The organism is Streptomyces sp. ITFR-6 (genome assembly GCF_031844725.1).
GTDB lineage: Bacteria > Actinomycetota > Actinomycetes > Streptomycetales > Streptomycetaceae > Streptomyces.
Genome location: NZ_CP134612.1, coordinates 2,397,442 through 2,418,726 on the forward strand (window position 1 = coordinate 2,397,442; position 21,285 = coordinate 2,418,726).

The 21,285-nt window shown below is 69.4% G+C and carries 22 protein-coding genes; 7 read left to right on the forward strand and 15 right to left on the reverse strand.

The window, feature by feature from the left end; translation table 11 throughout:
* Positions 1–85 precede the first annotated feature (85 nt).
* Positions 86–478: an SCO5389 family protein gene (locus RLT59_RS10605; protein ID WP_024490852.1), complete on the reverse strand. Its 393-nt coding sequence runs from the start codon at positions 476–478 to the stop codon at positions 86–88.
* 263 nt (positions 479–741) lie between these two features.
* Between RLT59_RS10605 and nucS the strand changes: the two genes are divergently transcribed.
* Positions 742–1,413 (forward strand): endonuclease NucS, encoded by a 672-nt coding sequence (nucS, locus tag RLT59_RS10610; protein ID WP_024490851.1) that lies wholly within the window; start codon positions 742–744, stop codon positions 1,411–1,413.
* A 106-nt stretch (positions 1,414–1,519) separates the two neighbouring features.
* On the opposite strand, the gene RLT59_RS10615 is transcribed toward nucS, so the two are convergent.
* The 4 genes from RLT59_RS10615 to RLT59_RS10630 form a co-directional block, all read right to left on the reverse strand.
* Entirely contained in the window at positions 1,520–4,012 is a 2,493-nt protein-coding gene (locus tag RLT59_RS10615; protein WP_311303175.1) for an ATP-binding protein, read from the reverse strand.
* Between the two features lie 240 nt (positions 4,013–4,252).
* A complete protein-coding gene (locus RLT59_RS10620; RefSeq protein WP_311303176.1) occupies positions 4,253–4,576 on the reverse strand; it encodes an STAS domain-containing protein in 324 nt (107 codons plus the stop codon).
* A gap of 239 nt (positions 4,577–4,815) precedes the next feature.
* Positions 4,816–5,664, reverse strand: coding sequence for a 3-hydroxyacyl-CoA dehydrogenase family protein (locus RLT59_RS10625; protein WP_311307678.1), 849 nt, complete (start codon positions 5,662–5,664; stop codon positions 4,816–4,818).
* Between the two features lie 130 nt (positions 5,665–5,794).
* A complete protein-coding gene (locus RLT59_RS10630; RefSeq protein ID WP_073736869.1) occupies positions 5,795–6,436 on the reverse strand; it encodes a TetR/AcrR family transcriptional regulator in 642 nt (213 codons plus the stop codon).
* A gap of 82 nt (positions 6,437–6,518) precedes the next feature.
* On the opposite strand from RLT59_RS10630, the gene RLT59_RS10635 reads away from it, so the two are divergent.
* The 3 genes from RLT59_RS10635 to RLT59_RS10645 are packed head-to-tail and all read left to right on the forward strand — an operon-like array spanning position 6,519 to position 8,646.
* Positions 6,519–7,298: an ABC transporter ATP-binding protein gene (locus RLT59_RS10635; protein ID WP_311303177.1), complete on the forward strand. Its 780-nt coding sequence runs from the start codon at positions 6,519–6,521 to the stop codon at positions 7,296–7,298.
* 12 nt (positions 7,299–7,310) lie between these two features.
* Positions 7,311–8,060: an ABC transporter permease gene (locus tag RLT59_RS10640; protein ID WP_311303178.1), complete on the forward strand. Its 750-nt coding sequence runs from the start codon at positions 7,311–7,313 to the stop codon at positions 8,058–8,060.
* Between the two features lie 13 nt (positions 8,061–8,073).
* Complete coding sequence (locus RLT59_RS10645; RefSeq protein ID WP_073736872.1) at positions 8,074–8,646, forward strand: cob(I)yrinic acid a,c-diamide adenosyltransferase; 573 nt, start codon at positions 8,074–8,076, stop codon at positions 8,644–8,646.
* A gap of 68 nt (positions 8,647–8,714) precedes the next feature.
* Here RLT59_RS10645 and RLT59_RS10650 read toward each other — a convergent pair whose 3' ends face one another.
* On the reverse strand, positions 8,715–9,302 hold the full coding sequence (locus RLT59_RS10650; protein ID WP_311303179.1) for a hypothetical protein: 588 nt from the start codon (positions 9,300–9,302) through the stop codon (positions 8,715–8,717).
* A 151-nt stretch (positions 9,303–9,453) separates the two neighbouring features.
* Between RLT59_RS10650 and RLT59_RS10655 the strand changes: the two genes are divergently transcribed.
* The 3 genes from RLT59_RS10655 to RLT59_RS10665 all read left to right on the forward strand — a co-directional run bounded on the left by RLT59_RS10655 (position 9,454) and on the right by RLT59_RS10665 (position 13,360).
* The gene (locus RLT59_RS10655) at positions 9,454–10,650 is read left to right on the forward strand and encodes a sensor histidine kinase (RefSeq protein ID WP_311303180.1); all 1,197 of its coding nucleotides are present in this window, start codon (positions 9,454–9,456) and stop codon (positions 10,648–10,650) included.
* The gene (locus tag RLT59_RS10660; RefSeq protein ID WP_311303181.1) at positions 10,647–11,294 is read left to right on the forward strand and encodes a response regulator; all 648 of its coding nucleotides are present in this window, start codon (positions 10,647–10,649) and stop codon (positions 11,292–11,294) included. Before RLT59_RS10655 ends, RLT59_RS10660 begins: the two co-directional genes overlap by 4 nt.
* A gap of 179 nt (positions 11,295–11,473) precedes the next feature.
* On the forward strand, positions 11,474–13,360 hold the full coding sequence (locus RLT59_RS10665; RefSeq protein ID WP_311303182.1) for a glycosyl hydrolase family 18 protein: 1,887 nt from the start codon (positions 11,474–11,476) through the stop codon (positions 13,358–13,360).
* 129 nt (positions 13,361–13,489) lie between these two features.
* On the opposite strand, the gene RLT59_RS10670 is transcribed toward RLT59_RS10665, so the two are convergent.
* From RLT59_RS10670 to atpB, 9 genes are all read right to left on the reverse strand, one after another.
* Entirely contained in the window at positions 13,490–13,936 is a 447-nt protein-coding gene (locus RLT59_RS10670) for a DUF2550 domain-containing protein (RefSeq protein WP_311307679.1), read from the reverse strand.
* Between the two features lie 140 nt (positions 13,937–14,076).
* Positions 14,077–14,451: a F0F1 ATP synthase subunit epsilon gene (locus RLT59_RS10675; RefSeq protein WP_311303183.1), complete on the reverse strand. Its 375-nt coding sequence runs from the start codon at positions 14,449–14,451 to the stop codon at positions 14,077–14,079.
* A gap of 110 nt (positions 14,452–14,561) precedes the next feature.
* Entirely contained in the window at positions 14,562–16,004 is a 1,443-nt protein-coding gene (gene atpD, locus RLT59_RS10680) for a F0F1 ATP synthase subunit beta (protein WP_311303184.1), read from the reverse strand.
* On the reverse strand, positions 16,004–16,921 hold the full coding sequence (locus tag RLT59_RS10685; RefSeq protein ID WP_311303185.1) for a F0F1 ATP synthase subunit gamma: 918 nt from the start codon (positions 16,919–16,921) through the stop codon (positions 16,004–16,006). The genes atpD and RLT59_RS10685 overlap by 1 nt, the downstream gene beginning before the upstream one ends.
* Positions 16,922–16,924: 3 nt before the next feature.
* Positions 16,925–18,496, reverse strand: a complete 1,572-nt coding sequence (gene atpA / locus RLT59_RS10690) for a F0F1 ATP synthase subunit alpha (protein ID WP_073736880.1) — start codon at positions 18,494–18,496, stop codon at positions 16,925–16,927.
* Positions 18,497–18,636: 140 nt separating this feature from the next.
* Positions 18,637–19,452 carry a F0F1 ATP synthase subunit delta gene (locus RLT59_RS10695; RefSeq protein ID WP_311303186.1) on the reverse strand — a complete coding sequence of 272 codons (816 nt, stop codon included), beginning with the start codon at positions 19,450–19,452 and terminating at the stop codon, positions 18,637–18,639.
* Positions 19,449–19,994 carry a F0F1 ATP synthase subunit B gene (locus RLT59_RS10700; RefSeq protein WP_311303187.1) on the reverse strand — a complete coding sequence of 182 codons (546 nt, stop codon included), beginning with the start codon at positions 19,992–19,994 and terminating at the stop codon, positions 19,449–19,451. The genes RLT59_RS10695 and RLT59_RS10700 overlap by 4 nt, the downstream gene beginning before the upstream one ends.
* Positions 19,995–20,035: 41 nt before the next feature.
* Positions 20,036–20,278, reverse strand: a complete 243-nt coding sequence (atpE, locus tag RLT59_RS10705; protein WP_024490833.1) for an ATP synthase F0 subunit C — start codon at positions 20,276–20,278, stop codon at positions 20,036–20,038.
* 73 nt (positions 20,279–20,351) lie between these two features.
* Entirely contained in the window at positions 20,352–21,167 is an 816-nt protein-coding gene (gene atpB, locus RLT59_RS10710) for a F0F1 ATP synthase subunit A (protein ID WP_311303188.1), read from the reverse strand.
* Positions 21,168–21,285: the final 118 nt, after the last annotated feature.

Sequence of the window (21,285 nt, forward strand, 5' to 3'; positions counted from 1 at the left end):
GGAAAGAGCACTTCCGGTGTACGAACGGGAGCTGCCGCCCCGGACCAGTCGCACCTCCCGCGGCCCGGAGCGGCAGCAACGACGTTCAGCAGTCCCGGAGTTCGGGCGACTGATTGAGCAACTGGCCCCTCACCGAGGTGAACTTGGCCAGCCGGTCGTCGACCGAGGCGTCCAGCGGGAACACCGCGACGCGGTGGCAGTTCTGGAATGCCAGACGCACTCCGAAGTGCCGCTGCAGCGCGCCGCGGATCGCGTCACTTGCGAGTGCGCGCAGCAGCTGGCCGCGTGCCTGCTCGCTGGGCGGCGGCGTCTGGTTGTCGGCGAACTCGCCGCCGTCGACCTTCAGCTGAGCCACCAGCGAGCTGATCATCTCCCACGCGAAGGGCAGGGAGGTCCGGACGCAGTCGACGAAGTCGGCTTCGTCGACCTCGCCTCGCTCGGCCTGTTCCAACAGCGCCGGTGAGACGTCGAGCGACATGGGTTCTCCTCTCGCGACCCCGGCAGAGTGCCGGAGCCTTACGGGCAGGGAAGGGGGACGACGACGCAGCGTGCACAGACGGCGACCTCCTGCATCCACGGTAAGGGCGCAGTCCGGGCCGCACCAGGAGATTGGGAACACAACCGGCCAATAACGAAGGGGTTCAAAGACGGACAAGCCAGATTCGGTCAGGTAGGGGCGGGGATGGAGTGACGGGTGGGTGAATCGCGTCGACCGCCTGTCGTCGAGTAGCGTTGCCCACCATGCGTCTCGTCATCGCCCGCTGCTCCGTGGACTACGCGGGCCGGCTCACGGCCCACCTGCCCTCCGCTCCCCGCCTGATCCTGGTGAAGGCGGACGGGAGCGTGTCGATCCACGCCGACGACAGGGCGTACAAACCGCTCAACTGGATGTCACCGCCCTGCACCCTGAAGGAGGGCGCCGGCGACACCGAGGGCGTCTGGACCGTGGTGAACAAGGCGGGCGAAAAACTGATCATCACCATGGAGGAAATCCTCCATGACTCGTCCCACGAACTGGGCGTCGATCCCGGTCTGATCAAGGACGGCGTGGAGGCCCACCTCCAGGAGCTGCTCGCTGACCGGATCGAGACCCTCGGCGAGGGTTACACGCTGATCCGCCGCGAGTACTTCACCGCCATCGGCCCGGTCGACATCCTGTGCCGCGACGCCGACGGCGGAACCGTGGCCGTCGAGCTGAAGCGGCGCGGCGACATCGACGGCGTGGAACAGCTGACCCGCTACCTGGAGCTGCTCAACCGCGATCCGCATCTCGCCCCGGTGAAGGGCATCTTCGCCGCCCAGGAGATCAAGCCCCAGGCCCGCGTACTGGCAACGGACCGGGGGATCGGCTGCGTGGTCCTCGACTACAACGCGATGCGCGGCATCGAGGACGACAAGCTCCGCCTGTTCTGACCCGGGGGCACCGCACCGGACGGGCGCTCGTTTCGAGCCCGTCCGGCGATCGACGACAGGGCGCCCGTCCCGGGCGCCCGAAACCCCGACCCCACCCCCGCTCCGCTCAGAGCACCGACGGGCTCTCCGACGGCTCCCCGGACCCCTCCGCGCTCGCGCTCATCGCCCCCGAAGGCCCACTCGCCGAGTCCGACGAATCGGGGTCACCCGGCTCTTCCGGCGTGGGGTCCGTGGGCGACGGCGGCTCACTCGTCGGCGGAACAGAAGTGCTCGGGGACTCGCTCACCGGCGGCGGATCCGACTCCGGCGGCTCGGACGACTTGGACGACGTGTCGGACGGGCTCGGCCCGTCGCTCGACGGCTTCCCCGAGGAGGACGGGGTGTCCGCGGGCGCGCTCGCCCCGGGGGACGAACTCCCGCTCCCCGTCGGCGCGGACCCGGTGCCCGTCGGCCCCGGCGCCGACGACGTGGCGCTCGTGGCCGGGGAAGACGGAACCGTGTGGTCCGTCGGCTCCTCGGCCGGGACCTCGTTCTCAGCGCCGTCGTCCTCGCTCACCGACTGCTCGGTCGAGACGGCGGGATCGTCCTGCGGGTCGCTGTTGGACGTCAGCCCGAGCGTCACCACCGTGCCGAGCACTCCGGCCAGCAGCACACCCGCACCCGCGGCGACCAGATTGCGGCGCGCCCCGCCCAGCACCGCGAGGCGGCCGCCCGGCCCGCTCCCGGCACCCTTCGGAGCGGTCTGCCGGGACAGGACGGTGGCGGAGTCATCGCCGTACAGCACCGGCACCGTGACCGGTATGACGGACGTCGTGGCACCGGACGGCGTCGCCTCGAAGCGGCTCGGCGGCACCTCCCCGTCCACCGGGAGCTGCCCGACCGCCGCGGCGCCGGAGAGGTCCTCGACCAGGGCGAGCGCCCGGCGCCCGGCCACGGCCCCCGGCTTGTCGGCGAGCGCCCCGCGCATGCTGATGGAGGTCTCCAGCTCGGCCCTGGCCCGGTCCGGATGACCGGCGCAGAGCGCGAGTACGCCCAACTCGTGGTGGAAGTAGGCCTCTTCGGCCACCTCGCCGGCGATCCGGGCCGCTTCCTGGCCGATCCGCAGGGACTTCTCCCAGGCGCTCCAGTGCAGCCCTGCCGCGAAGGCGGGCGAGGCGCTGCGGGCCAGCAGTACGGCGACGCTGGTCTGTCCGGCTCCGTCCCCCGGCACCAGCTGGGTCATCGCCGCGACGATCGTGTCGGCCTCCGCGACCGTCCGGGCGGGGGTGACCGAGGGGTGACCGGCCCACCAGGCGTAGTGCTGGGCGGCCGTACGGGCCCGGCCCGTGGCGTCGTCCCCGTAGCCGGCGGCCACCAGCTGGGCGAGCACCCCGGCGGCCAGCCGGTAGCGGGACCCGGCCGGGGAGAGCAGCCCGCAGCCGGCCAGCTCCCCGAGCGCGGCATCGGCGTGGGTGTCCCCCACCAGTGCGGGCAGATGCGCCTGGTGCGGCACCTCGCCGCCCAGCGCGACCGCGAAGCGCAGGGTGTCGCGCGCGGCGTCGCTCAGCCGGGAGGCGAGCAGCGCGGCGGGCGCGGCGCCCTCCCCGAGGCTGGGCAGCGGCAGATCGAGGGATTCGGCCTGCGGCGGCTCCGCCGCGTCCGGCCGGCTGTCGAGGTAGCCGTACTCGTCGTACGCGGTGGGGTCGGCGCGCAGCAGGGCGCGCTGGCGCAGCAGGGCGCCCGCCTGGACGAAGCGCAGCGGGAGGCCCTCGGACTCGAACCAGAGGTCGCCCGCCCAGTTGGCCTCCTCCTCGGTGAGCGGCCGCTCGACCACCCGCTCCATCAGGACGACCGAGGCATCGCGGTCGAGTCCGGTCAGGAAGACCTCTTCGAGGTGGGAGTCCGGGTCCGGTGCGGCGACGTCGGGCGTCGCGGCGAGCAGGAAGGCACATTCGGGCGTCGCGTCGAACAGTTCGTCCAGCGCGGCGCCGCCGAGCTCCAGGTCGTCCAGGACGACGACGGCGCCGGTGGTGCGCAGCTTCTCCAGCAGCAGGGCCCGGTCCGGGCGGTGCTGCGGTGCGTCATGGACGGCGTCGAAGAGCCCGTACAGCAGGTCGGTGACGGTCCGCTTGTGGCCGTTGAGCCGGACGACTCCGTCCGGTGCGAGTCGCGCGCAGTCCGCGGCGACCTCTTCGAGGAGCGCGGTTCGGCCGGATCCGGCCGGTCCGGTGAGCCGTACCGAGCGTCCGCGGGCCAGCAGGCGGACCAGCCGCTCGCGTTCGTCCGCGCGTTCCAGGAGGGGCAGCTGGAGGACGGGGGGTCCGGGCGGCACGGGCGGTGCGGCGGCGCGTTCGCGGTCCGCGCGCTCCACGGGGGTGCGGCGGACCGGCTCCGCGGGGTGCTCGCCCGGCCGGACCGGTTCGACCTCGCTGCCGTCGACCGGGTTGACCGTGAGCAGGAGGCTGCCCGATATGAGCTGGACGACGCGGGCCTGCTGCGGTGTTTGCTGACCGAAATCGGGCGTCAGCGGATCACGGGCGGGACGCCGGCGGCCGGCGTCCCGCGCGGAGCCGTCGCTGTCGTGGCCGTACTCTTCCGGCCCCCGGTGTGTCGGGTCCATCGCCAAAGCCCCCAAGACGCGTCGAGCGCGGTTGTCCCTCCCGGCCTCGCACGTCCAGCTGTTGCTTCCGGTCCGGTGTCAGCCAGGTGGGTCCGTCAATCGGCAGACGGCCGAACCCTAAACCTTCGCACAGTATCTACGAACATCCGGGGTGCGGTGCCGCCCGACAGATCACGGTCTCGTGAGGATTGTGCGGGACCGGCCGGGGGCGCGGACGGGTGTCCGCCGCCCGTCGGTACCTCAGACGCGTGGCAGGGACTCCGCCGCGAGTCCGCCCTCGATGGCCAGGATGCGGTGCAGTCTGGTGGCCACCAGGAGTCGTTGCATCTGCGGTGGCACCCCGCGGAGCACCAGCCGCCGGCCGGCCCGCCCGGCCCGTCTGTGCGCGCCCATGATGACACCGAGTCCGGTGGCATCCCATGAATCCAGCTCGGTCAGGTCCAGCACCAGATCGCCGACTCCGTCGTCGAGGGCCGAGTGCAGGACCGTACGGGCGTCCGCCGCGCTTCGGACGTCGAGGCGGCCCCCGACGACCAGCTCGGCGTGGTCGCCCCTGATGTGCATATGCGCTCCCCTGGAATGCTCCGTAGCAAGGTCCGTCTGTCTGAAACTGCCTCTGCCCCAACTGACTGCGACAGCGACAGGGAAGTTGCCGTCTGCAAGCGAACCGATACCGAATTCACTCCGTGGAGTGAACCGGGCCCGCCGTGGATCCCCCTGCGGATCCACTGATTCCGGGGGCGACCCCCGTGGCCTCCGGTGCCTGATTGACGGCAGATCAGGCACCGGAGGACCAGAAACGATCAGTAGGTGTAAAAACCCTGCCCGCTCTTGCGGCCGATGTCACCTGCATCGACCATCCGGCGCATCAGCTCCGGAGCGGCGAACTTCTCGTCCTGGGACTCGGTGTAGATGTTGCCGGTGGCGTGCAGCAGGATGTCGACGCCGGTCAGGTCCGCGGTGGCGAGCGGTCCCATGGCATGGCCGAAACCGAGCTTGCAGGCGATGTCGATGTCCTCGGCCGAGGCGACGCCCGACTCGTACAGCTTGGCGGCCTCGACGATCAGCGCCGAGATCAGCCGGGTGGTGACGAATCCGGCCACGTCACGGTTGACGACGATGCAGGTCTTGCCGACCGACTCGGCGAACTCCCGCGCGGTGGCCAGGGTTCCGTCGCTCGTCTTGTAGCCGCGTACCAGCTCGCAGAGCTGCATCATCGGGACCGGCGAGAAGAAGTGCACACCGACGACGCGCTCCGGGCGCTCGGTCACCGCAGCGATCTTGGTGATCGGGATGGCGGAGGTGTTGGAGGCGAGCACCGTGTCGTCCCGGACGATCTTGTCGAGGGCCCGGAAGATCTCGTGCTTCACCTCCAGCTTCTCGAAGACGGCCTCGACGACGACGTCCGCGTCCGCGACCGCGTCGAGATCGGTGGTCGTGGTGATGCGGGCGAGCGCGGCCTCGGCGTCGGCCGCCGCGAGCTTGCCCTTGGAGACGAACTTGTCGTAGGAAGCCTTGATGCCGTCACGGCCGCGGTCCAGGGCCGCGTCGGTGACATCCCGCAGCACGACGTCCCAGCCCGCCTGGGCGGAGACCTGCGCGATGCCGGACCCCATGAGTCCGGCTCCGATAACGGCGAGCTTCCTGGCCACGTTGACACCCCTGCTTTCCATACGGTTTCTGTTCCATGCTCTCCGGCGGAGGTTAGTCCCCGTGGGAGGCGCTGGGGCTGCGAAGAGATGCGCGTCACGTCTCAAATGACGGACATCACACCGGGATGCGTCATTCGGCGGCGCGCCGGGCGTAGTTGAGCACCTTTTCGCCCAGCAGGTCCTCGATGTCGTCGAGCAGGACCAGGGCGTCCCTGGACACTTCGGCGGCCCTGCGGCCCGCGACCATCTCGCGTCCGATGTACCCCATCAGCGTGCTGTGCACCCAGGAGAGCTGACCGGCCACCAGGACCGGGACCGGGTCCCCGGGCTCCGCGCCCGACTCCTCCAGGAGCGTCTCCTCCAGACGCAGGAGGGCCTCCTGCTGTATGTGCCAGAGGCGGGCCTTGAGGCCGTCGGCGCCCTGGATGACCCGCATGAAGCTCTCATACCCCTCCATCAGGCCGACGGCGGGCGACACGCTCTCCACCTGGATGCGCAGTTCGCGCAGGACGGCGTCGGCGGCGGACTCGCCCCTGTCCCGGCCCCGGACGTACCGCGAGAGCCGGTCGACGATTCCGCTGCTGCGGTCCAGGAAGAGGTCCTCCTTGGTCGGGAAGTAGTTGTACACCGTGTTCACCGAGACGTCGGCGGCGCGGGCGACCTCCGCGATGGTGACCGCGTCGAAGCCCCGTTCGAGGAAGAGACCGGTGGCCACGTCCGAGAGGTGCTGCCTGGTCTGGCGCTTCTTGCGCTCCCTGAGTCCCTCAGCCATGGACCCATCGTAGAGCTCGACTGGGGTGCCTGAATATTTGGTGTCATTGCAATTTTTCACTGACTCTGTTTTTGTGGTCGCTATGCCAATCATCAGCACGTCCGGGCTCGCCCGGACCTTCGACACCAAGGCCGGTCCGGTCCAGGCCGTACGCTCCGTCGATCTGACCGTCGCGGCCGGCGAGATCGTCGGACTGCTCGGCCCCAACGGAGCCGGCAAGACCACCACGCTGCGCATGCTCACCACGCTGCTCGCCCCCACCGGCGGCGCCGCCACCGTCGCCGGCCACGACCTCGTCGCGGACCCGGCCGGGGTGCGGGAGAACTGCGGGTACGTCGCCCAGTCGGGCGGGGTGGACCCACACATCACGGTGCGGGAGGAGCTGGTCACCCAGGGCCGGATGTACCGGCTCGGCAAGGCCGCGGCGGTCACCCGCGCCGGCGAGCTGGCCGGGGAGCTGGGCCTGTCGGAGCTGCTCGACCGCAGGACGGTCTCGCTCTCCGGGGGCCAGCGGCGGCGGCTCGACATCGCGATGGGGCTCACCCACCGGCCGCCGCTGCTCTTCCTCGACGAGCCGACCACCGGCCTCGACCCGGGCAGCCGCACCGATCTGTGGAACCTGGTGCGGCGGCTGCGCGACGAGTACGGCACCACCGTCGTGCTCACCACCCACTACCTCGACGAGGCGGACGCCCTCGCCGACCGGCTCGTCGTGATCGACGGCGGCGTGGTGGTCGCGCAGGGCACGCCGACCGCGCTGAAGACCCGTCACACGGGCTCCCCCGCCGCCTCGCTCCAGGAGGCCTTCCTCGCGATCACCGGCCGCGCCCCCGCCGCAGAGACCGCTCCCGTCGCCGTTTAGGAACCGAACCCGATGCTTCTCCACGACACCGCGCTGATCTTCGGGCGGTACGCCCGCCAGACCCTGCGCTCGAAGTTCCAGATCCTCTTCGGCATCCTCATGCCGCTGCTGTACCTGCTCCTCTTCGGCCCGCTGCTCACCGGCCTGCCGCTCGGCAGATCCGGTGACTCCTGGCAGATCCTGGTCCCCGGCCTGCTGCTCCAGCTCGGCCTGTTCGGCGCCTCGTTCTGCGGGTTCGCCATCATCATCGACAAATCGACCGGGGTGGTGGAGCGGATGCGGGTGACGCCGGTCAGCCGGCCGGCGCTGCTGCTGGGGCGGGTACTGCGGGACACCCTGCTGTTCCTGTTCCAGGCGGTGCTGCTGGTGCTGGCCGCCCTGGCCATGGGCCTGCGCGCACCGCTGCCCGGAGTGCTGATCGGCTTCGCGTTCACCGGTCTGCTGACGGTCTCGCTGGCCTCGCTCTCGTACGCCCTGGCCATGAAGGTGAACACACCGCAGGAGTTCGGTCCGGTGATCAACGCGCTCACCATGCCGGCCATGCTGCTCTCCGGCCTGATGCTGCCGATGACCCTGGGACCGGCGTGGCTGGACGTGCTCTCCCACTTCACGCCGTTCCGCTATCTCGTGGACGCGGTACGGGACGCGTACATCGGCTCGTACGCCACCGCCCACATGCTGTACGGGGTACTGGTCGCCCTCGGACTCACGGGACTCGCCGTGACAGTGGGCACACGCGTCTTCCGCAGGGCCGGGGCTTAACTACGCTGACCACATGGTCAATCTGACGCGCATCTACACCCGCACCGGCGACCAGGGCACCACCGCCCTCGGCGACATGAGCCGGACCGCCAAGACCGATCTGCGGATCTCCGCGTACGCCGACACCAACGAGGCCAACGCGGTCATCGGGACGGCCATCGCGCTCGGGCAGCTGACCGACGACGTCGTGAAGGTCCTCGTCCGCGTGCAGAACGACCTGTTCGACGTGGGCGCCGACCTGTCGACCCCGGTCGTCGAGGAGCCGAAGTACCCGCCGCTGCGGGTGGAGCAGTTCTACATCGACAAGCTGGAGGCGGACTGCGACCACTTCCTGGAGCAGGTCGAGAAGCTCCGCAGCTTCATCCTGCCGGGCGGCACTCCGGGCGCCGCCCTGCTGCACCAGGCGTGCACCGTGGTCCGGCGCGCCGAGCGGTCCACCTGGGCGGCGTTCGAGGTGCACGGCGAGGTGATGAACGCCCTGACGGCGACGTATCTCAACCGGCTCTCCGACCTGCTGTTCATCCTCGCCCGGGTGGCGAACAAGGAGGTCGGCGACGTGCTGTGGGTGCCGGGCGGCGAACGGTAGGGCCACAAGCCCGTCCGTCCCGCACCGTCCAGCACCATCCAGCCCGTCCGGCGATTGAGGACAAGGCCTCACCCGGGCGGGCCCGACACCCTCTTCGTGTCCTGCTCCCGATCCCGCTCCCGCCCGGGGCCCCGCTTCGGGAACACCGTGTAGCTCGCCGCGATCACCAGGTTGATCCCGATCACGAACAGCATCGTCTGCTGCCAGGACCGCAGCGACGCCACGTCCCCGTCCCCTCCCACGTACCAGACCGCCCCCTGGAGCAGCGCCAGCGCCGTCACGGCGGCCAGCGTCCACCGCCCGGCCACCCGCCACTCGTGCACCGCCCGCGCCATCCCGTACTTCGGCGGCTTCACCGGGGGCGGTCCGCCCGCGAAGCGGTGGGCGACCCGGGCGTCGACCCAGCGGATCGTGGAGTGGCCGAGGCCCACCGTGAAGCCGATGTACACGGCGGCCAGTCCGTGCTTCCAGTCCGGGGCGGCACCGTTCTTCAGGTCGACGGCCGTCACCACCAGCAGAACCACCTCCAGCAGCGGCTCGCACAACAGCACCGCACCACCGAGCCGCGGCTTCTTCGCCACGTAGCGCAACGCGAGCCCCGCGGCCAGCAGCGCCCAGAAGGCGATCTCGCAGAGAACGATCAGCGTGACGATCACGGTCCTGCTCCTTTCGCTCCCCTCCAGCGTCCCCGCCCCGGCGCGCCCGGTCGTCGCCCGGAGTGACGAACCTCCACTGCATACTTCGATGTACTCGCGGCTCACTCCCCGTACGGAGGTCCGCCGACGGCACGCCGTGTTGGATGGAAGGGTGCTCACCCATCCCCGCCCCCACCGCGACGACGTCCTCATCGCGGTCACCGGCCTGCTCGGCGGCGTGCTGCTGTGGCTGCTCGGCCTGCACACGCAGAACGGCCGGCCCCTCGACGCCCCCGGGATCGAGCTGGTCCCGCTCGCCGTGATGGCGTCGCTGGCGCTGCTGCGCCGGAGCGCGCCGCAGACCGCCCTGGTCATCGGCACCCTGGCGCTGGTCATGGACCAGTTCACGGCCGGGAACCTGGCGACCGTGCTGCTGTACACCGACGTCGTGTACGCCGCCGTGCTGTACGGCTCCCCGGCGGCCGCCCGGCGCATCCCGGTGACCACCCTCCTGATCACGGTCGCCGTCACGATCGGCTTCCTGGCCTGGTTCCGCAGTGCGGAGGCGCTGCTCATCGGCATCGTCACCGGACTGGTCTCGTTCGTGCCCGCGCTCACCGGGGTCAGTGTGCGCAACCACCGCGACGCCGCCGAGACCGAGCGGCTGCGCGCCGATCAGACGGCTCTGCTGGCCGAGATGGACCGGGCGCAGGCGGTGACCGCGGAGCGGACCCGGATGGCGCGCGAGCTGCACGACATGGTGGCCAACCACCTCTCCGCGATCGCCATCCACTCCACCGCCGCGCTCTCCCTCGACGCCCCGGAGACGTCCCGGAACGCCCTGGGCGTCATCCGGGAGAACAGCGTCGACGGTCTGGCCGAAATGCGCCGCCTGATCGGGCTGCTGCGCACCGGTGCGGCGGATCCCGGGCCCAGCGCCTCGCCCACGCTCGGCTCGCTGGACGCCCTGATCGAGCAGCACCGTACGAACGCCGTCTCCAGCGGGCTGACGTGCGTGCTGGAGGACTCCCGCACCGCAGCCGTTCCCCTGCCGGCGCCGGTCGAGCTGGCCGCGTACCGCATCGTGCAGGAGTCCCTCACGAACGCGCTCAAGCACGCCGGGCCGGGGCCGGTCACGGTCCGGCTGGGGCAGCCGGACCAGCGGCTGACGGTGGAGGTCACCAGTGTCCTCGGGAGCCGGCCCGGTCCGCGCGCGCCCGGCTCCGGGGCCGGGCTGACCGGGATGCGGGAGCGGGTGGCGCTGCTCGGCGGGGAGTTCGAGGCGGGTCCGGTGTCCACCGGGAGCGGGACGAAGATCTGGCGTGTACGGGCTGAACTGCCCGTCGGGGAAGGAAGCGTGAGGGCATGAGCATCCGGGTTCTGGTGGCCGAGGACCAGTCGGCGGTGCGTGCGGGGCTGGTGCTCATCCTGGGCAGCGCACCGGACATCGAGGTCGTCGGGGAGGCCGGCGACGGGGAGGCGGCGGTGCGGCTGGCCCGTGAGCTGCGCCCCGATCTGGTGCTGATGGACGTGTCGATGCCGAGGCTGGACGGGGTGTCCGCGACGCGCCAGGTGGTCTCGGAGGGGCTGGCGGATGTGCTGGTGCTGACGACCTTCGACCTGGACGAGTACGTCTTCGGTGCGCTGAGGGCCGGGGCGTCGGGCTTCCTGTTGAAGGACACCGAGGCGCACGGCCTGCTCGAAGCGGTACGCACGGTGGCGCGGGGCGAGGGCATGATCGCCCCGGCGGTGACGCGCCGGCTGATCGCGGAGTTCGCGGGTGCCACCGCCGCGCCGCCGGAGACCGTGGACCGGGCGGTGCTGGATGCCCTGACCCGGCGCGAGCGCGAGGTGCTGGGCTGCCTCGGTGAGGGGCTGTCGAACGCCGAGGTCGCGGTGCGGCTGTCGATGGCGGAGGCGACGGTGAAGACGCACGTCAGCAGGGTGCTGGGGAAGCTCGGGCTGCGCAGCCGGGTCCAGGCGGCGGTACTGGCACAGGAGTTGGGCATCTGAGGTTTACTCCGGCCGCACTCCGATCTTTGGTCTGGACCTCTTGACGATTGGTCCAGACCTTCCTAATCTCACCGAACACACTGCGGTGAGTACGCCATGACAAGGCGTGCTCAGGGCGGCGCAGGGTTTGCAGTCGACGGACCATCCCCGTTTGTCCGGACCTCACCCCAGGAGCACCGTTGAGCACTGAGACCCCCCGCCGGACCCGATTCAGACTCGGGGCCGGGAAAGCCACCAGATCACGAGCCGTCGCGGGCCTCACCGCACTGCTCCTCCCGCTCGCCGCGATGGTCGGCATGGCCTCCCCGGCCCAGGCAGCCACCTCGGCGACCGCCACCTATGTGAAGAAGTCCGACTGGGGCAGCGGCTTCGAGGGCCAGTGGACGGTGAAGAACACCGGCACCACCGCCCTCAGCTCCTGGTCCATCGAGTGGGACTTCCCGGCCGGCACCGGTGTCGGTTCCGCCTGGGACGCCACCGTCACCAGCTCCGGAAACCACTGGACCGCCAAGAACCTCGGCTGGAACGGCTCGGTCGCGCCGGGCGCCAGCGTCTCCTTCGGCTTCAACGGCACCGGCTCCGGTTCCGGCGCCGCCACCAACTGCAAGCTGAACGGCGCCTCCTGCGACGGCGGCAGCGTGCCCGGTGACAACGCCCCCTCCGCGCCCGGCACCCCCACCGCGAGCGGCGTCACCAACACCTCCGCGAAGCTGAGCTGGAGCGCGGCCACCGACGACCACGGCATCAAGAACTACGACGTCCTGCGGGACGGCGCGGTCGTCGCCACGGTCACCGGCACCACGTACACCAACACCGGTCTCACCGCCGGCACCGACTACTCGTACACCGTGCGGGCCCGCGACACCGCCGACCAGACCGGTCCGGCCAGCGGCGCGGTCAAGGTGCACACAACCGGGGGCGGCGGCACCGACCCCGGCGGCCCCGGCACCGGCGGCAAGGTCAACCTCGGTTACTTCACCGACTGGGGCGTCTACGGCCGGAACTACCACGTCAAGAACCTGGACACCTCCGGTTCGGCCGCGAAGATCACGCACATCAACTACGCCTTCGGCAACGTCCAGGGCGGCAAGTGCACCATCGGTGACTCCTACGCCGACTACGACATGGCCTACACCGCCGACAAGTCCGTGGACGGCGTGGCAGACACCTGGGACCAGCCGCTGCGCGGCAGCTTCAACCAGCTGCGGAAGCTCAAGGCGAAGTACCCGAACATCAAGGTGCTGTGGTCCTTCGGCGGCTGGACCTGGTCCGGCGGCTTCGGCCAGGCCGCGCAGAACCCGGCCGCCTTCGCCCAGTCCTGCTACGACCTGGTGGAGGACCCCCGCTGGGCCGATGTCTTCGACGGCATCGACATCGACTGGGAGTACCCCAACGCCTGCGGCCTGACCTGTGACACCAGCGGCCCGGCCGCACTGAAGAACATCACCTCGGCGCTGCGCACGAAGTTCGGCAGCAACAACCTGGTGACCGCCGCCATCACGGCCGACGGCTCCGAGGGCGGCAAGATCGACGTCGCCGACTACGCGGGCGCCGCACAGTCGCTGGACTGGTACAACGTGATGACGTACGACTTCTTCGGCGCCTGGGACGCGAAGGGCCCGACGGCTCCGCACTCCCCGCTCACCCCGTACACCGGCATCCCGAAGGCCGGCTTCAGCTCCTCCGAGGCCATCGCCAAGCTGAAGGCCCAGGGCGTCCCCGCCTCGAAGCTGCTGCTCGGCATCGGCTTCTACGGCCGGGGCTGGACCGGAGTCACCCAGGACGCGCCCGGCGGCACCGCCACCGGCGCCGCCCCGGGAACGTACGAGGCGGGCATCGAGGACTACAAGGTCCTCAAGAACAGCTGCCCCGCCACCGGCACCATCGCCGGTACCGCCTACGCGCACTGCGGCACCAACTGGTGGAGCTACGACACCCCTGCCACCATCTCGTCCAAGATGACCTGGGCGAAGAACCAGGGCCTGGGAGGCGCGTTCTTCTGGGAGTTCAGCGGGGACACCAGCAACGGTGAACTCGTGAGCGCGATCAACAGCGGCCTGAAGTAATCCCCACCGCACCGCACGACGCGTAACCCCCGAAAAGCACCGGGGAGACAGGTCCGCCCCCTGTCTCCCCGGTTTTCGTATGTGCGGCGCCAGGGGCACGCGAGCCCAGCCTGATTGAGGCGAGAGGCCCTAGGCCACGTTGACTCGCTGGCCGGGCGGTGCCGCCTCCAGCCAGGCGAGGAAACCGGTCAGCGCGTCCTCGCTCATCGCCAGCTCAAGGCGGGTCTCCCGGTGGAGACAGCCGAGCACGATGGCGTCGGAGAGGAGCGCGAGCTCCTCCTCGCCCTCCGGCATCCGGCGGGCGACGACCTCGATCGCGGAACGTTCCAGCACCCGGCGCGGACGCGGGGAGTAGCTGAAGACCCGGAACCAGTTCACCTTGTCGCCGCTGTAGCGGGCGACGCCGTACACCCAGCCCTTGCCCGAGAGATCGGGCTCCACGGGCGCATTCCAGCGCAGGCTGCAGTCGAAGGTCCCGCCGGAGCGCTGAATCAGCCGCCGGCGCAGACCGAAGACGAAGAGACCAACCGCGACCAGTGCGACGACCAGCCCGCCCACCCACAGCGCGAGGAACATCTCCACCGACCTCCTCGCGTCGTCGAGTAAACGGATACCGCCCGAACTTCACCTGCACCTGCATCGCCTCAGCCGCGACACGGTCTGGAGAGGTCTCCAGCTCGGGCCGCGGCTGAGGGTAAAGCCATTTCGCGGGGTGGCTAGTGCACCGCCACCGCACGCAGTCGCACATCGGCGCGACGCTCGGCGGCGCCGTCCGTGTCCGACTTCGCACGCTCCAGCGCACGCTCCGCGCGCTCGACATCGATCTCGTCCGCCAGCTCGGCGATCTCCGCCAGCAGCGAGAGCTTGTTGTCCGCGAACGAGATGAAACCGCCGTGCACCGCGGCGATGACAGTGGAGCCATCGCTCGTACGGATCGTCACCGGGCCCGATTCCAGCACACCCAGAAGCGGCTGGTGACCGGGCATGACGCCGATGTCGCCGGACGTGGTGCGCGCGACGACCAGGGTGGCCTCGCCGGACCAGACACTACGGTCCGCCGCGACCAGCTCGACGTGCAGCTCAGCAGCCAAGGGTGGCTCCTCGGGTCACCACCCGGCGGTCATGCCGGGTGTTGGGTCAATTCTACGGGGCGTGGTGAGGGGGACGGGACGCACCCCGTCCCCCTCGGTGAGCCGGAGGCTCAGGAGACGCCGAGCTCCTTGGCGTTGGCCTTGAGGTCCTCAATGCCACCGCACATGAAGAACGCCTGCTCGGGGAAGTGGTCGTACTCACCGTCGCAGATCGAGTTGAACGCGGCGATCGACTCGTCGAGCGGCACGTCCGAACCGTCCAGGCCGGTGAACTGCTTGGCGGCGTGGGTGTTCTGCGACAGGAAGCGCTCGACGCGACGGGCACGGTGGACAACGAGCTTGTCCTCCTCGCCCAGCTCGTCGATACCGAGGATCGCGATGATGTCCTGGAGGTCCTTGTACTTCTGCAGGATCCCCTTGACACGGCTGGCCGCGTCGTAGTGGTCCTGCGCGATGTAGCGCGGGTCCAGGATGCGGGACGTGGAGTCCAGCGGGTCCACGGCCGGGTAGATGCCCTTCTCGGAGATCGGACGGGAGAGAACCGTCGTCGCGTCGAGGTGGGCGAACGTGGTGGCCGGGGCCGGGTCGGTCAGGTCGTCCGCGGGGACGTAGATCGCCTGCATCGAGGTGATCGAGTGACCACGCGTCGAGGTGATGCGCTCCTGGAGCACACCCATCTCGTCGGCCAGCGTCGGCTGGTAGCCCACCGCGGACGGCATGCGGCCGAGCAGCGTGGAGACCTCGGAGCCGGCCTGCGTGAAGCGGAAGATGTTGTCGATGAAGAGCAGCACGTCCTGCTTCTGCACATCGCGGAAGTACTCCGCCATGGTCAGGGCGGACAGCGCGACCCGCAGACGGGTGCCCGGCGGCTCGTCCATCTGGCCGAAGACCAGCGCGGTCTTCTCCAGGACGCCCGACTCGGTCATCTCGTCGATGAGGTCGTTGCCCTCACGGGTGCGCTCGCCGACACCGGCGAACACCGACACACCGTCGTGCAGCTTCGCCACACGCATGATCATTTCCTGGATGAGGACCGTCTTGCCGACGCCCGCACCACCGAACAGACCGATCTTGCCGCCCTTGACGTACGGGGTCAGCAGGTCGACGACCTTCAGGCCGGTCTCGAACATCTCGGTCTTGGACTCAAGCTGGTCGAAGGCCGGGGCCTTGCGGTGGATCGGCCAGCGCTCGGTGATCTGAGCCTCGGCGTCCGGTTCGTTCAGGATCTGGCCAAGAGTGTTGAACACCTTGCCCTTGGTGATGTCACCGACCGGCACCAGGATGCCCGCGCCGGTGTCGGTCACCTGGGCCTGGCGGACCAGACCGTCGGTCGGCTGCATCGAGATCGCACGGACCACGCCGTCACCCAGGTGCTGGGCGACTTCGAGGGTCAGCGTCTTGAGGGCACCGGCCTCGGCCGGGTCCGCCACCTCTACGTGCAGGGCGTTGTAGATCTCCGGCATGGCGTCGACGGGGAACTCCACGTCGACGACCGGGCCGATGACCCGGGCGACGCGGCCCGTGGCAGCGGCCGTCTCAACTGTCGTCGTCATTACTTGTCACTCCCCGCGGACGCGTCGGACAGAGCACCTGCACCGCCGACGATCTCGCTGATTTCCTGGGTGATTTCGGCCTGGCGGGCCGCGTTGGCAAGCCGGGAGAGGCTCTTGATGAGATCCCCGGCGTTGTCGGTCGCCGACTTCATCGCGCGGCGGCGGGCAGCGTGCTCGGAAGCGGCTGCCTGCAACAGTGCGTTGTAGATACGACTCTCGACGTAGCGCGGCAGGAGGGCGTCGAGGACGTCCTCCGCCGACGGCTCGAAGTCGAACAGCGGAAGGATCTCGCCCTTTTCCGAGCTCTCCTGCGCAGCCGTGTCGAGCGAGAGCGGCAGCATCCGGTCGTCGACCGCGTTCTGCGTCATCATCGACACGAACTCCGTGAAGACGATGTGCAGCTCGTCGACGCCACCCTCGGCCGTGTCCTTCTGGATGGCCTCGATCAGCGGCGCTGCGACCCTCTTGGCGTCCGAGTACTCCGGGCTGTCGGTGAAGCCCGTCCAGGACTCCGCGACCTTGCGCTCGCGGAAGCCGTAGTAAGCGACACCCTTACGGCCGACGATGTACGCGTCGACCTCCTTGCCCTCCGCCGCGAGCCGCTCCCGGAGCCGCTCCGCCGCCTTGAGGGCGTTTGAGGAGTAGCCGCCGGCCAGACCGCGGTCGCTCGTGATGAGCAGAATCGCGGCCCTGCCCGGGGCCTCGGCCTCGGTGGTGAGCGGGTGCTTGGTGGTGGAGCCGGTCGCGACCGCGGTCACCGCACGGGTGAGCTCGGTCGCGTACGGCATCGACGCCGACACCTTGCGCTGTGCCTTGACAATGCGCGAGGCGGCGATCATCTCCATCGCCTTGGTGATCTTCTTGGTCGCGGTGACGGCTTGGATGCGGCGCTTGTAAACGCGAAGCTGAGCGCCCATCTATCAGCCCTCGCCCAGAAGCTTGCCGTCCGAGGTCTCGAACTGCTGCTTGAACGCGGCGACCGCGTCGGCGATCGACTGCAGCGTGTCGTCGGACATCTTGCCGCCCTCGACGATGCTGGTCAGGAGCTCCTTGCGCTCGCGGCGCAGGTACTCCAGCAGCTCGCTCTCGAAGCGGCGGATGTCCTCGACCGGGACGTCGTCCATCTTGCCCGTGGTGCCGGCCCAGACCGAGACGACCTGCTCCTCGACCGGGATCGGAGCGTACTGCGGCTGCTTCAGCAGCTCGACCATGCGCTTACCGCGCTCCAGCGAGGCCTTCGAGGCCGCGTCCAGGTCGGAACCGAAGGCGGCGAACGCCTCCAGCTCGCGGTACTGGGCGAGGTCCACGCGGAGCCGGCCGGAAACCTGCTTCATGGCCTTGTGCTGGGCGGAGCCACCGACACGGGAGACCGAGATACCGACGTTCAGAGCCGGACGCTGGCCGGCGTTGAACAGGTCGGACTCCAGGAAGCACTGGCCGTCGGTGATGGAGATGACGTTGGTCGGAATGAACGCCGACACGTCGTTCGCCTTGGTCTCGACGATCGGGAGACCCGTCATCGAACCGGCACCCATCTCGTCGGAGAGCTTGGCGCAGCGCTCCAGCAGACGCGAGTGGAGGTAGAAGACGTCGCCCGGGTAGGCCTCGCGGCCCGGCGGACGGCGCAGCAGAAGCGATACGGCGCGGTACGCGTCGGCCTGCTTCGAGAGGTCGTCGAAAATGATCAGGACGTGCTTGCCCTGGTACATCCAGTGCTGGCCGATGGCCGAACCGGTGTACGGCGCCAGGTACTTGAAGCCGGCCGGGTCGGACGCCGGGGCAGCGACGATGGTCGTGTACTCAAGCGCGCCGGCCTCTTCGAGGGCACCGCGCACGGAGGCGATGGTGGAGCCCTTCTGACCGATGGCGACGTAGATGCAGCGCACCTGCTTGTTCACGTCGCCCGAGCGCCAGTTGTCACGCTGGTTGATGATCGTGTCGACGGCCAGCGCGGTCTTACCCGTCTGACGGTCACCGATGATCAGCTGACGCTGACCCCGGCCGATCGGCACCATGGCGTCGACGGCCTTGTAGCCGGTCTGCATCGGCTCGTGCACCGACTTACGGACCATGACGCCAGGGGCCTGCAGCTCAAGCGCGCGTCGGCCGTCGGTCGCGATCTCGCCGAGACCGTCGATCGGAGTGCCGAGCGGGTCGACGACGCGGCCGAGGTAGCCCTCGCCGACGCCGACGGAGAGCACCTCACCGGTGCGCTGCACCGGCTGGCCCTCCTCGATTCCGCTGAACTCGCCGAGGACGATCGCACCGATCTCGCGCTCCTCGAGGTTGAGGGCGAGACCGAGGGTGCCGTCCTCGAACTTCAGCAGCTCGTTCGCCATGGCGGAGGGCAGGCCCTCCACCTTCGCGATGCCGTCGCCGGCAACGCTGACCGTACCGACCTCCTCGCGCGAGGCCGCGTCCGGCTTGTACGACTGGACAAAGTTCTCCAGCGCGTCCCGGATCTCCTCCGGCCGGATCGTGAGCTCCGCCATCTGGGTTCCCTGCTCTCCTTGTTGGGCCCGAAGTTTCTTAAGGGGGTCTGGGGGCCGACCCCCAGGAATCTTCTGCAATTTCTGCACGGCCCAACCGGGCCGCTGGTCTTGCTCTGTCTCTGTTACTGCGCCGGGCTGGGTCAGCCGGCCATCCGCCGCGTCGCCTCGTCGAGACGCTCGGCGATGGTGCCGTTGACGACCTCGTCACCGACCCGCACCGTGACTCCGCCGAGGACCTCGGGGTCCACGTCGAGGTTCAGGTGCATCGACCGGCCGTAGATCTTCGCCAGGGCGGCGCCGAGGCGCTGCTTCTGCCGATCGCTCAGCGGCACCGCCGAGGTGACGATCGCGACCATGCGGTCACGGCGCTCCGCGGCGAGCTTGGAGAGGGAGTCGAGTCCCTCTTCCAGGCTACGTCCCCGAGGCTGGGTGACAAGCCGCACGATGACGCGCTCGGTCGCGGGCCGCGCCTTTCCCCCGAGCAGGCTGCGCAGCAGCTCGCCCTTGGCGGCGGTGGTCGCGGTCCGACTGGTGAGCGCGGCGCGCAGCGCGGGGTCGGAGGCGACGATCCGGCCGAACCGGAACAGCTCGTCCTCGACGTCGTCGAGGTCTCCGTTGCGCTGGGCGGCGGTGAGGTCTGCGGTGTTCGCCAGCTCCTCGACCGCGTCGACCAGGTCGCGGGACTGCGACCAGCGCGAGCGGACCATGCCGGAGACCAGATCGACGGCTTCGCCGCCCACCTGGCCGCGCAGCAGGCGCCCGGCCAGCTCGGCCCGTGCCTCGCCGGCCTGGGCCGGGTCGGTCAGGACCCGGCGCAGCGACACCTCGCGGTGCAGCAGTGCCGTAACGCCGGCCAGGTCCTCCGCGAGCTTCGCCGCGTCGACCGACGTGCTGTCGGTCAGTGCGTCGAGGCGCTCACGCGCGGCAGCCAGTGCCTCGCGGCTCGCGCCGTTCATCGGACGGCCTCGGCCTTCGCCTCGAGCTCGTCCAGGAAACGGTCGACGGTGCCGCTCTGCCGGGCGTGGTCCTCAAGGGACTCGCCGACGAGCTTGCCGGCCAGGTCGGTGGCGAGCTTGCCCACGTCCTGACGCAGCGCGGACGCCGCCGCCTTGCGGTCGGCCTCGATCTGGGCGTGGCCCGCAGCGACGATCTCCTCGCGCTGGCGCTGGCCTTCCGCCCGCATCTCCTGCAGGATCACGGAACCCTGCTCCTGCGCCTCCTGGCGCATACGAGCGGCTTCGTGACGGGCTTCGGCGAGCTGAGCCTTGTACTGCTCAAGAACGCTCTGGGCCTCGGTCTGCGCCGCATCGGCCTTCTCGATACCGCCTTCGATGGCCTCGCGACGCTCTTCCAGAACCTTGTTGATGTTCGGGAGGAGCTTCTTGGCGAGGAAGCCGAAGACGATGACAAAGGCGATGAGGCCGATGATGATCTCAGGGATCGCCGGGAGCAGAGGGTTCTGGATCTTATCCTCGGCCGCCAGGTGTAGGGCGTTCACATCAATGCCTTTCGTCGCATCGGGCAGTCGTAAAGCCGCGACTAGAACGGGTAGACGAAGGGCATGACGAGACCGATCAGGGCGAGCGCCTCACAGAGGACGAAGCCGAGGATCTGGTTCGAACGGATCAGGCCGGCGGCCTCGGGCTGGCGGGCCAGCGCCTGGGTGCCGTTACCGAAGATGATGCCGACGCCGACGCCGGGGCCGATGGCCGCCAGGCCGTAACCGATGGAGCCGAGGTTGCCCGAGATCTTGACTTCGGCGAGGGTCTGGAGAGCGGACATGCCGTTTCTTCTTTCTCTTTCAGAACCGGTGGGGGTTGGCCACCGGACGACAATCGGGGTGGAGCTGGGCTGGTCAGTGGTGCTCGGCGAGAGCGCCCTCGATGTAGTTGCAGGCAAGGAGGACGAACACGTAGGCCTGCAGCGCCTGGATGAACAGTTCGAAGGCGGTCATCAGGATGACCATCACGAACGAGACACCGGCGTACGCGATGCCGATGCCGTTCAGCAGGTACCAGCTGGCGATGGTGAAGATCAGCAGCAGCACGTGGCCGGCGAACATGTTGGCGAAGAGTCGCACGGCGTGGGTGAACGGCCGGATCAGCAGGTTCGACATGATCTCGATGAGCATGACGAACGGGAGAGCCGGGCCGAGCGTCTTGTCGTAGCCCGAGAAGTTCTTCCAGGCGCCGACGAAACCGTGGCGCTTGAAGGTCAGGCTGACCCAGAGGACGTACACGATCGCGGCCAGCGCCACCGGGAAGCCGATGACCGAGACCACCGGGAACTGGGCGAGCGGAATGATCGCCCAGAGGTTCATGACCCAGATGAAGAAGAACAACGAGACCATGAGCGGGACGTACTTCTTGCCCTCGCGCTTGCCGAGCGTCTCGTACACCACGCCGGTACGGATGAAGTCGTAACCCATCTCCGCGACCGACTGCAGCTTTCCGGGAACCACCTTCGGCTTGTTGAAAGCCGCCCAGAAGAAGCCGACGACTACAACGGTGCTCAGGACCGCCAGCAGCATCGGCTTGTTGATCTCGACGCCTCCGACGGTGAACATCGGCTCGAAAACAAAGGAGTGCAGGCCAGGAGCCGGGAAGCCGCACCCATTGAAGATGTGGCAGTCGGTCTCGAAGGCGAGCACCTGTGTCGGGTCAGCACTCACCGCGGGCTCCTTCAGCGTGGCGCATAGGTACGGCAACCTCGTTGTGTCGGCGCGGCGCGCAGCCGCGGTTCGGCACTGGACTGGTGTTACGGATGTGTGAGCGGCAGTCAGGCATTGA

Excerpts from the sequence above, each read along its gene's own strand:
- RLT59_RS10605 (WP_024490852.1), bottom strand. The coding sequence starts at position 478 with ATGTCGCTCGACGTCTCACCGGCGCTGTTGGAACAGGCCGAGCGAGGC.
- RLT59_RS10695 (WP_311303186.1), bottom strand. The coding sequence starts at position 19,452 with ATGAACGGCGCGAGCCGCGAGGCACTGGCTGCCGCGCGTGAGCGCCTC.
- RLT59_RS10635 (WP_311303177.1), top strand. The coding sequence starts at position 6,519 with ATGCCAATCATCAGCACGTCCGGGCTCGCCCGGACCTTCGACACCAAG.
- RLT59_RS10630 (WP_073736869.1), bottom strand. The coding sequence starts at position 6,436 with ATGGCTGAGGGACTCAGGGAGCGCAAGAAGCGCCAGACCAGGCAGCAC.
- atpA (WP_073736880.1), bottom strand. The coding sequence starts at position 18,496 with ATGGCGGAGCTCACGATCCGGCCGGAGGAGATCCGGGACGCGCTGGAG.
- RLT59_RS10670 (WP_311307679.1), bottom strand. The coding sequence starts at position 13,936 with ATGTTCCTCGCGCTGTGGGTGGGCGGGCTGGTCGTCGCACTGGTCGCG.
- RLT59_RS10615 (WP_311303175.1), bottom strand. The coding sequence starts at position 4,012 with ATGGACCCGACACACCGGGGGCCGGAAGAGTACGGCCACGACAGCGAC.
- nucS (WP_024490851.1), top strand. The coding sequence starts at position 742 with ATGCGTCTCGTCATCGCCCGCTGCTCCGTGGACTACGCGGGCCGGCTC.
- RLT59_RS10620 (WP_311303176.1), bottom strand. The coding sequence starts at position 4,576 with ATGCACATCAGGGGCGACCACGCCGAGCTGGTCGTCGGGGGCCGCCTC.
- RLT59_RS10685 (WP_311303185.1), bottom strand. The coding sequence starts at position 16,921 with ATGGGCGCTCAGCTTCGCGTTTACAAGCGCCGCATCCAAGCCGTCACC.
- RLT59_RS10660 (WP_311303181.1), top strand. The coding sequence starts at position 10,647 with ATGAGCATCCGGGTTCTGGTGGCCGAGGACCAGTCGGCGGTGCGTGCG.
- atpE (WP_024490833.1), bottom strand. The coding sequence starts at position 20,278 with ATGTCCGCTCTCCAGACCCTCGCCGAAGTCAAGATCTCGGGCAACCTC.
- atpD (WP_311303184.1), bottom strand. The coding sequence starts at position 16,004 with ATGACGACGACAGTTGAGACGGCCGCTGCCACGGGCCGCGTCGCCCGG.
- RLT59_RS10640 (WP_311303178.1), top strand. The coding sequence starts at position 7,311 with ATGCTTCTCCACGACACCGCGCTGATCTTCGGGCGGTACGCCCGCCAG.
- RLT59_RS10645 (WP_073736872.1), top strand. The coding sequence starts at position 8,074 with ATGGTCAATCTGACGCGCATCTACACCCGCACCGGCGACCAGGGCACC.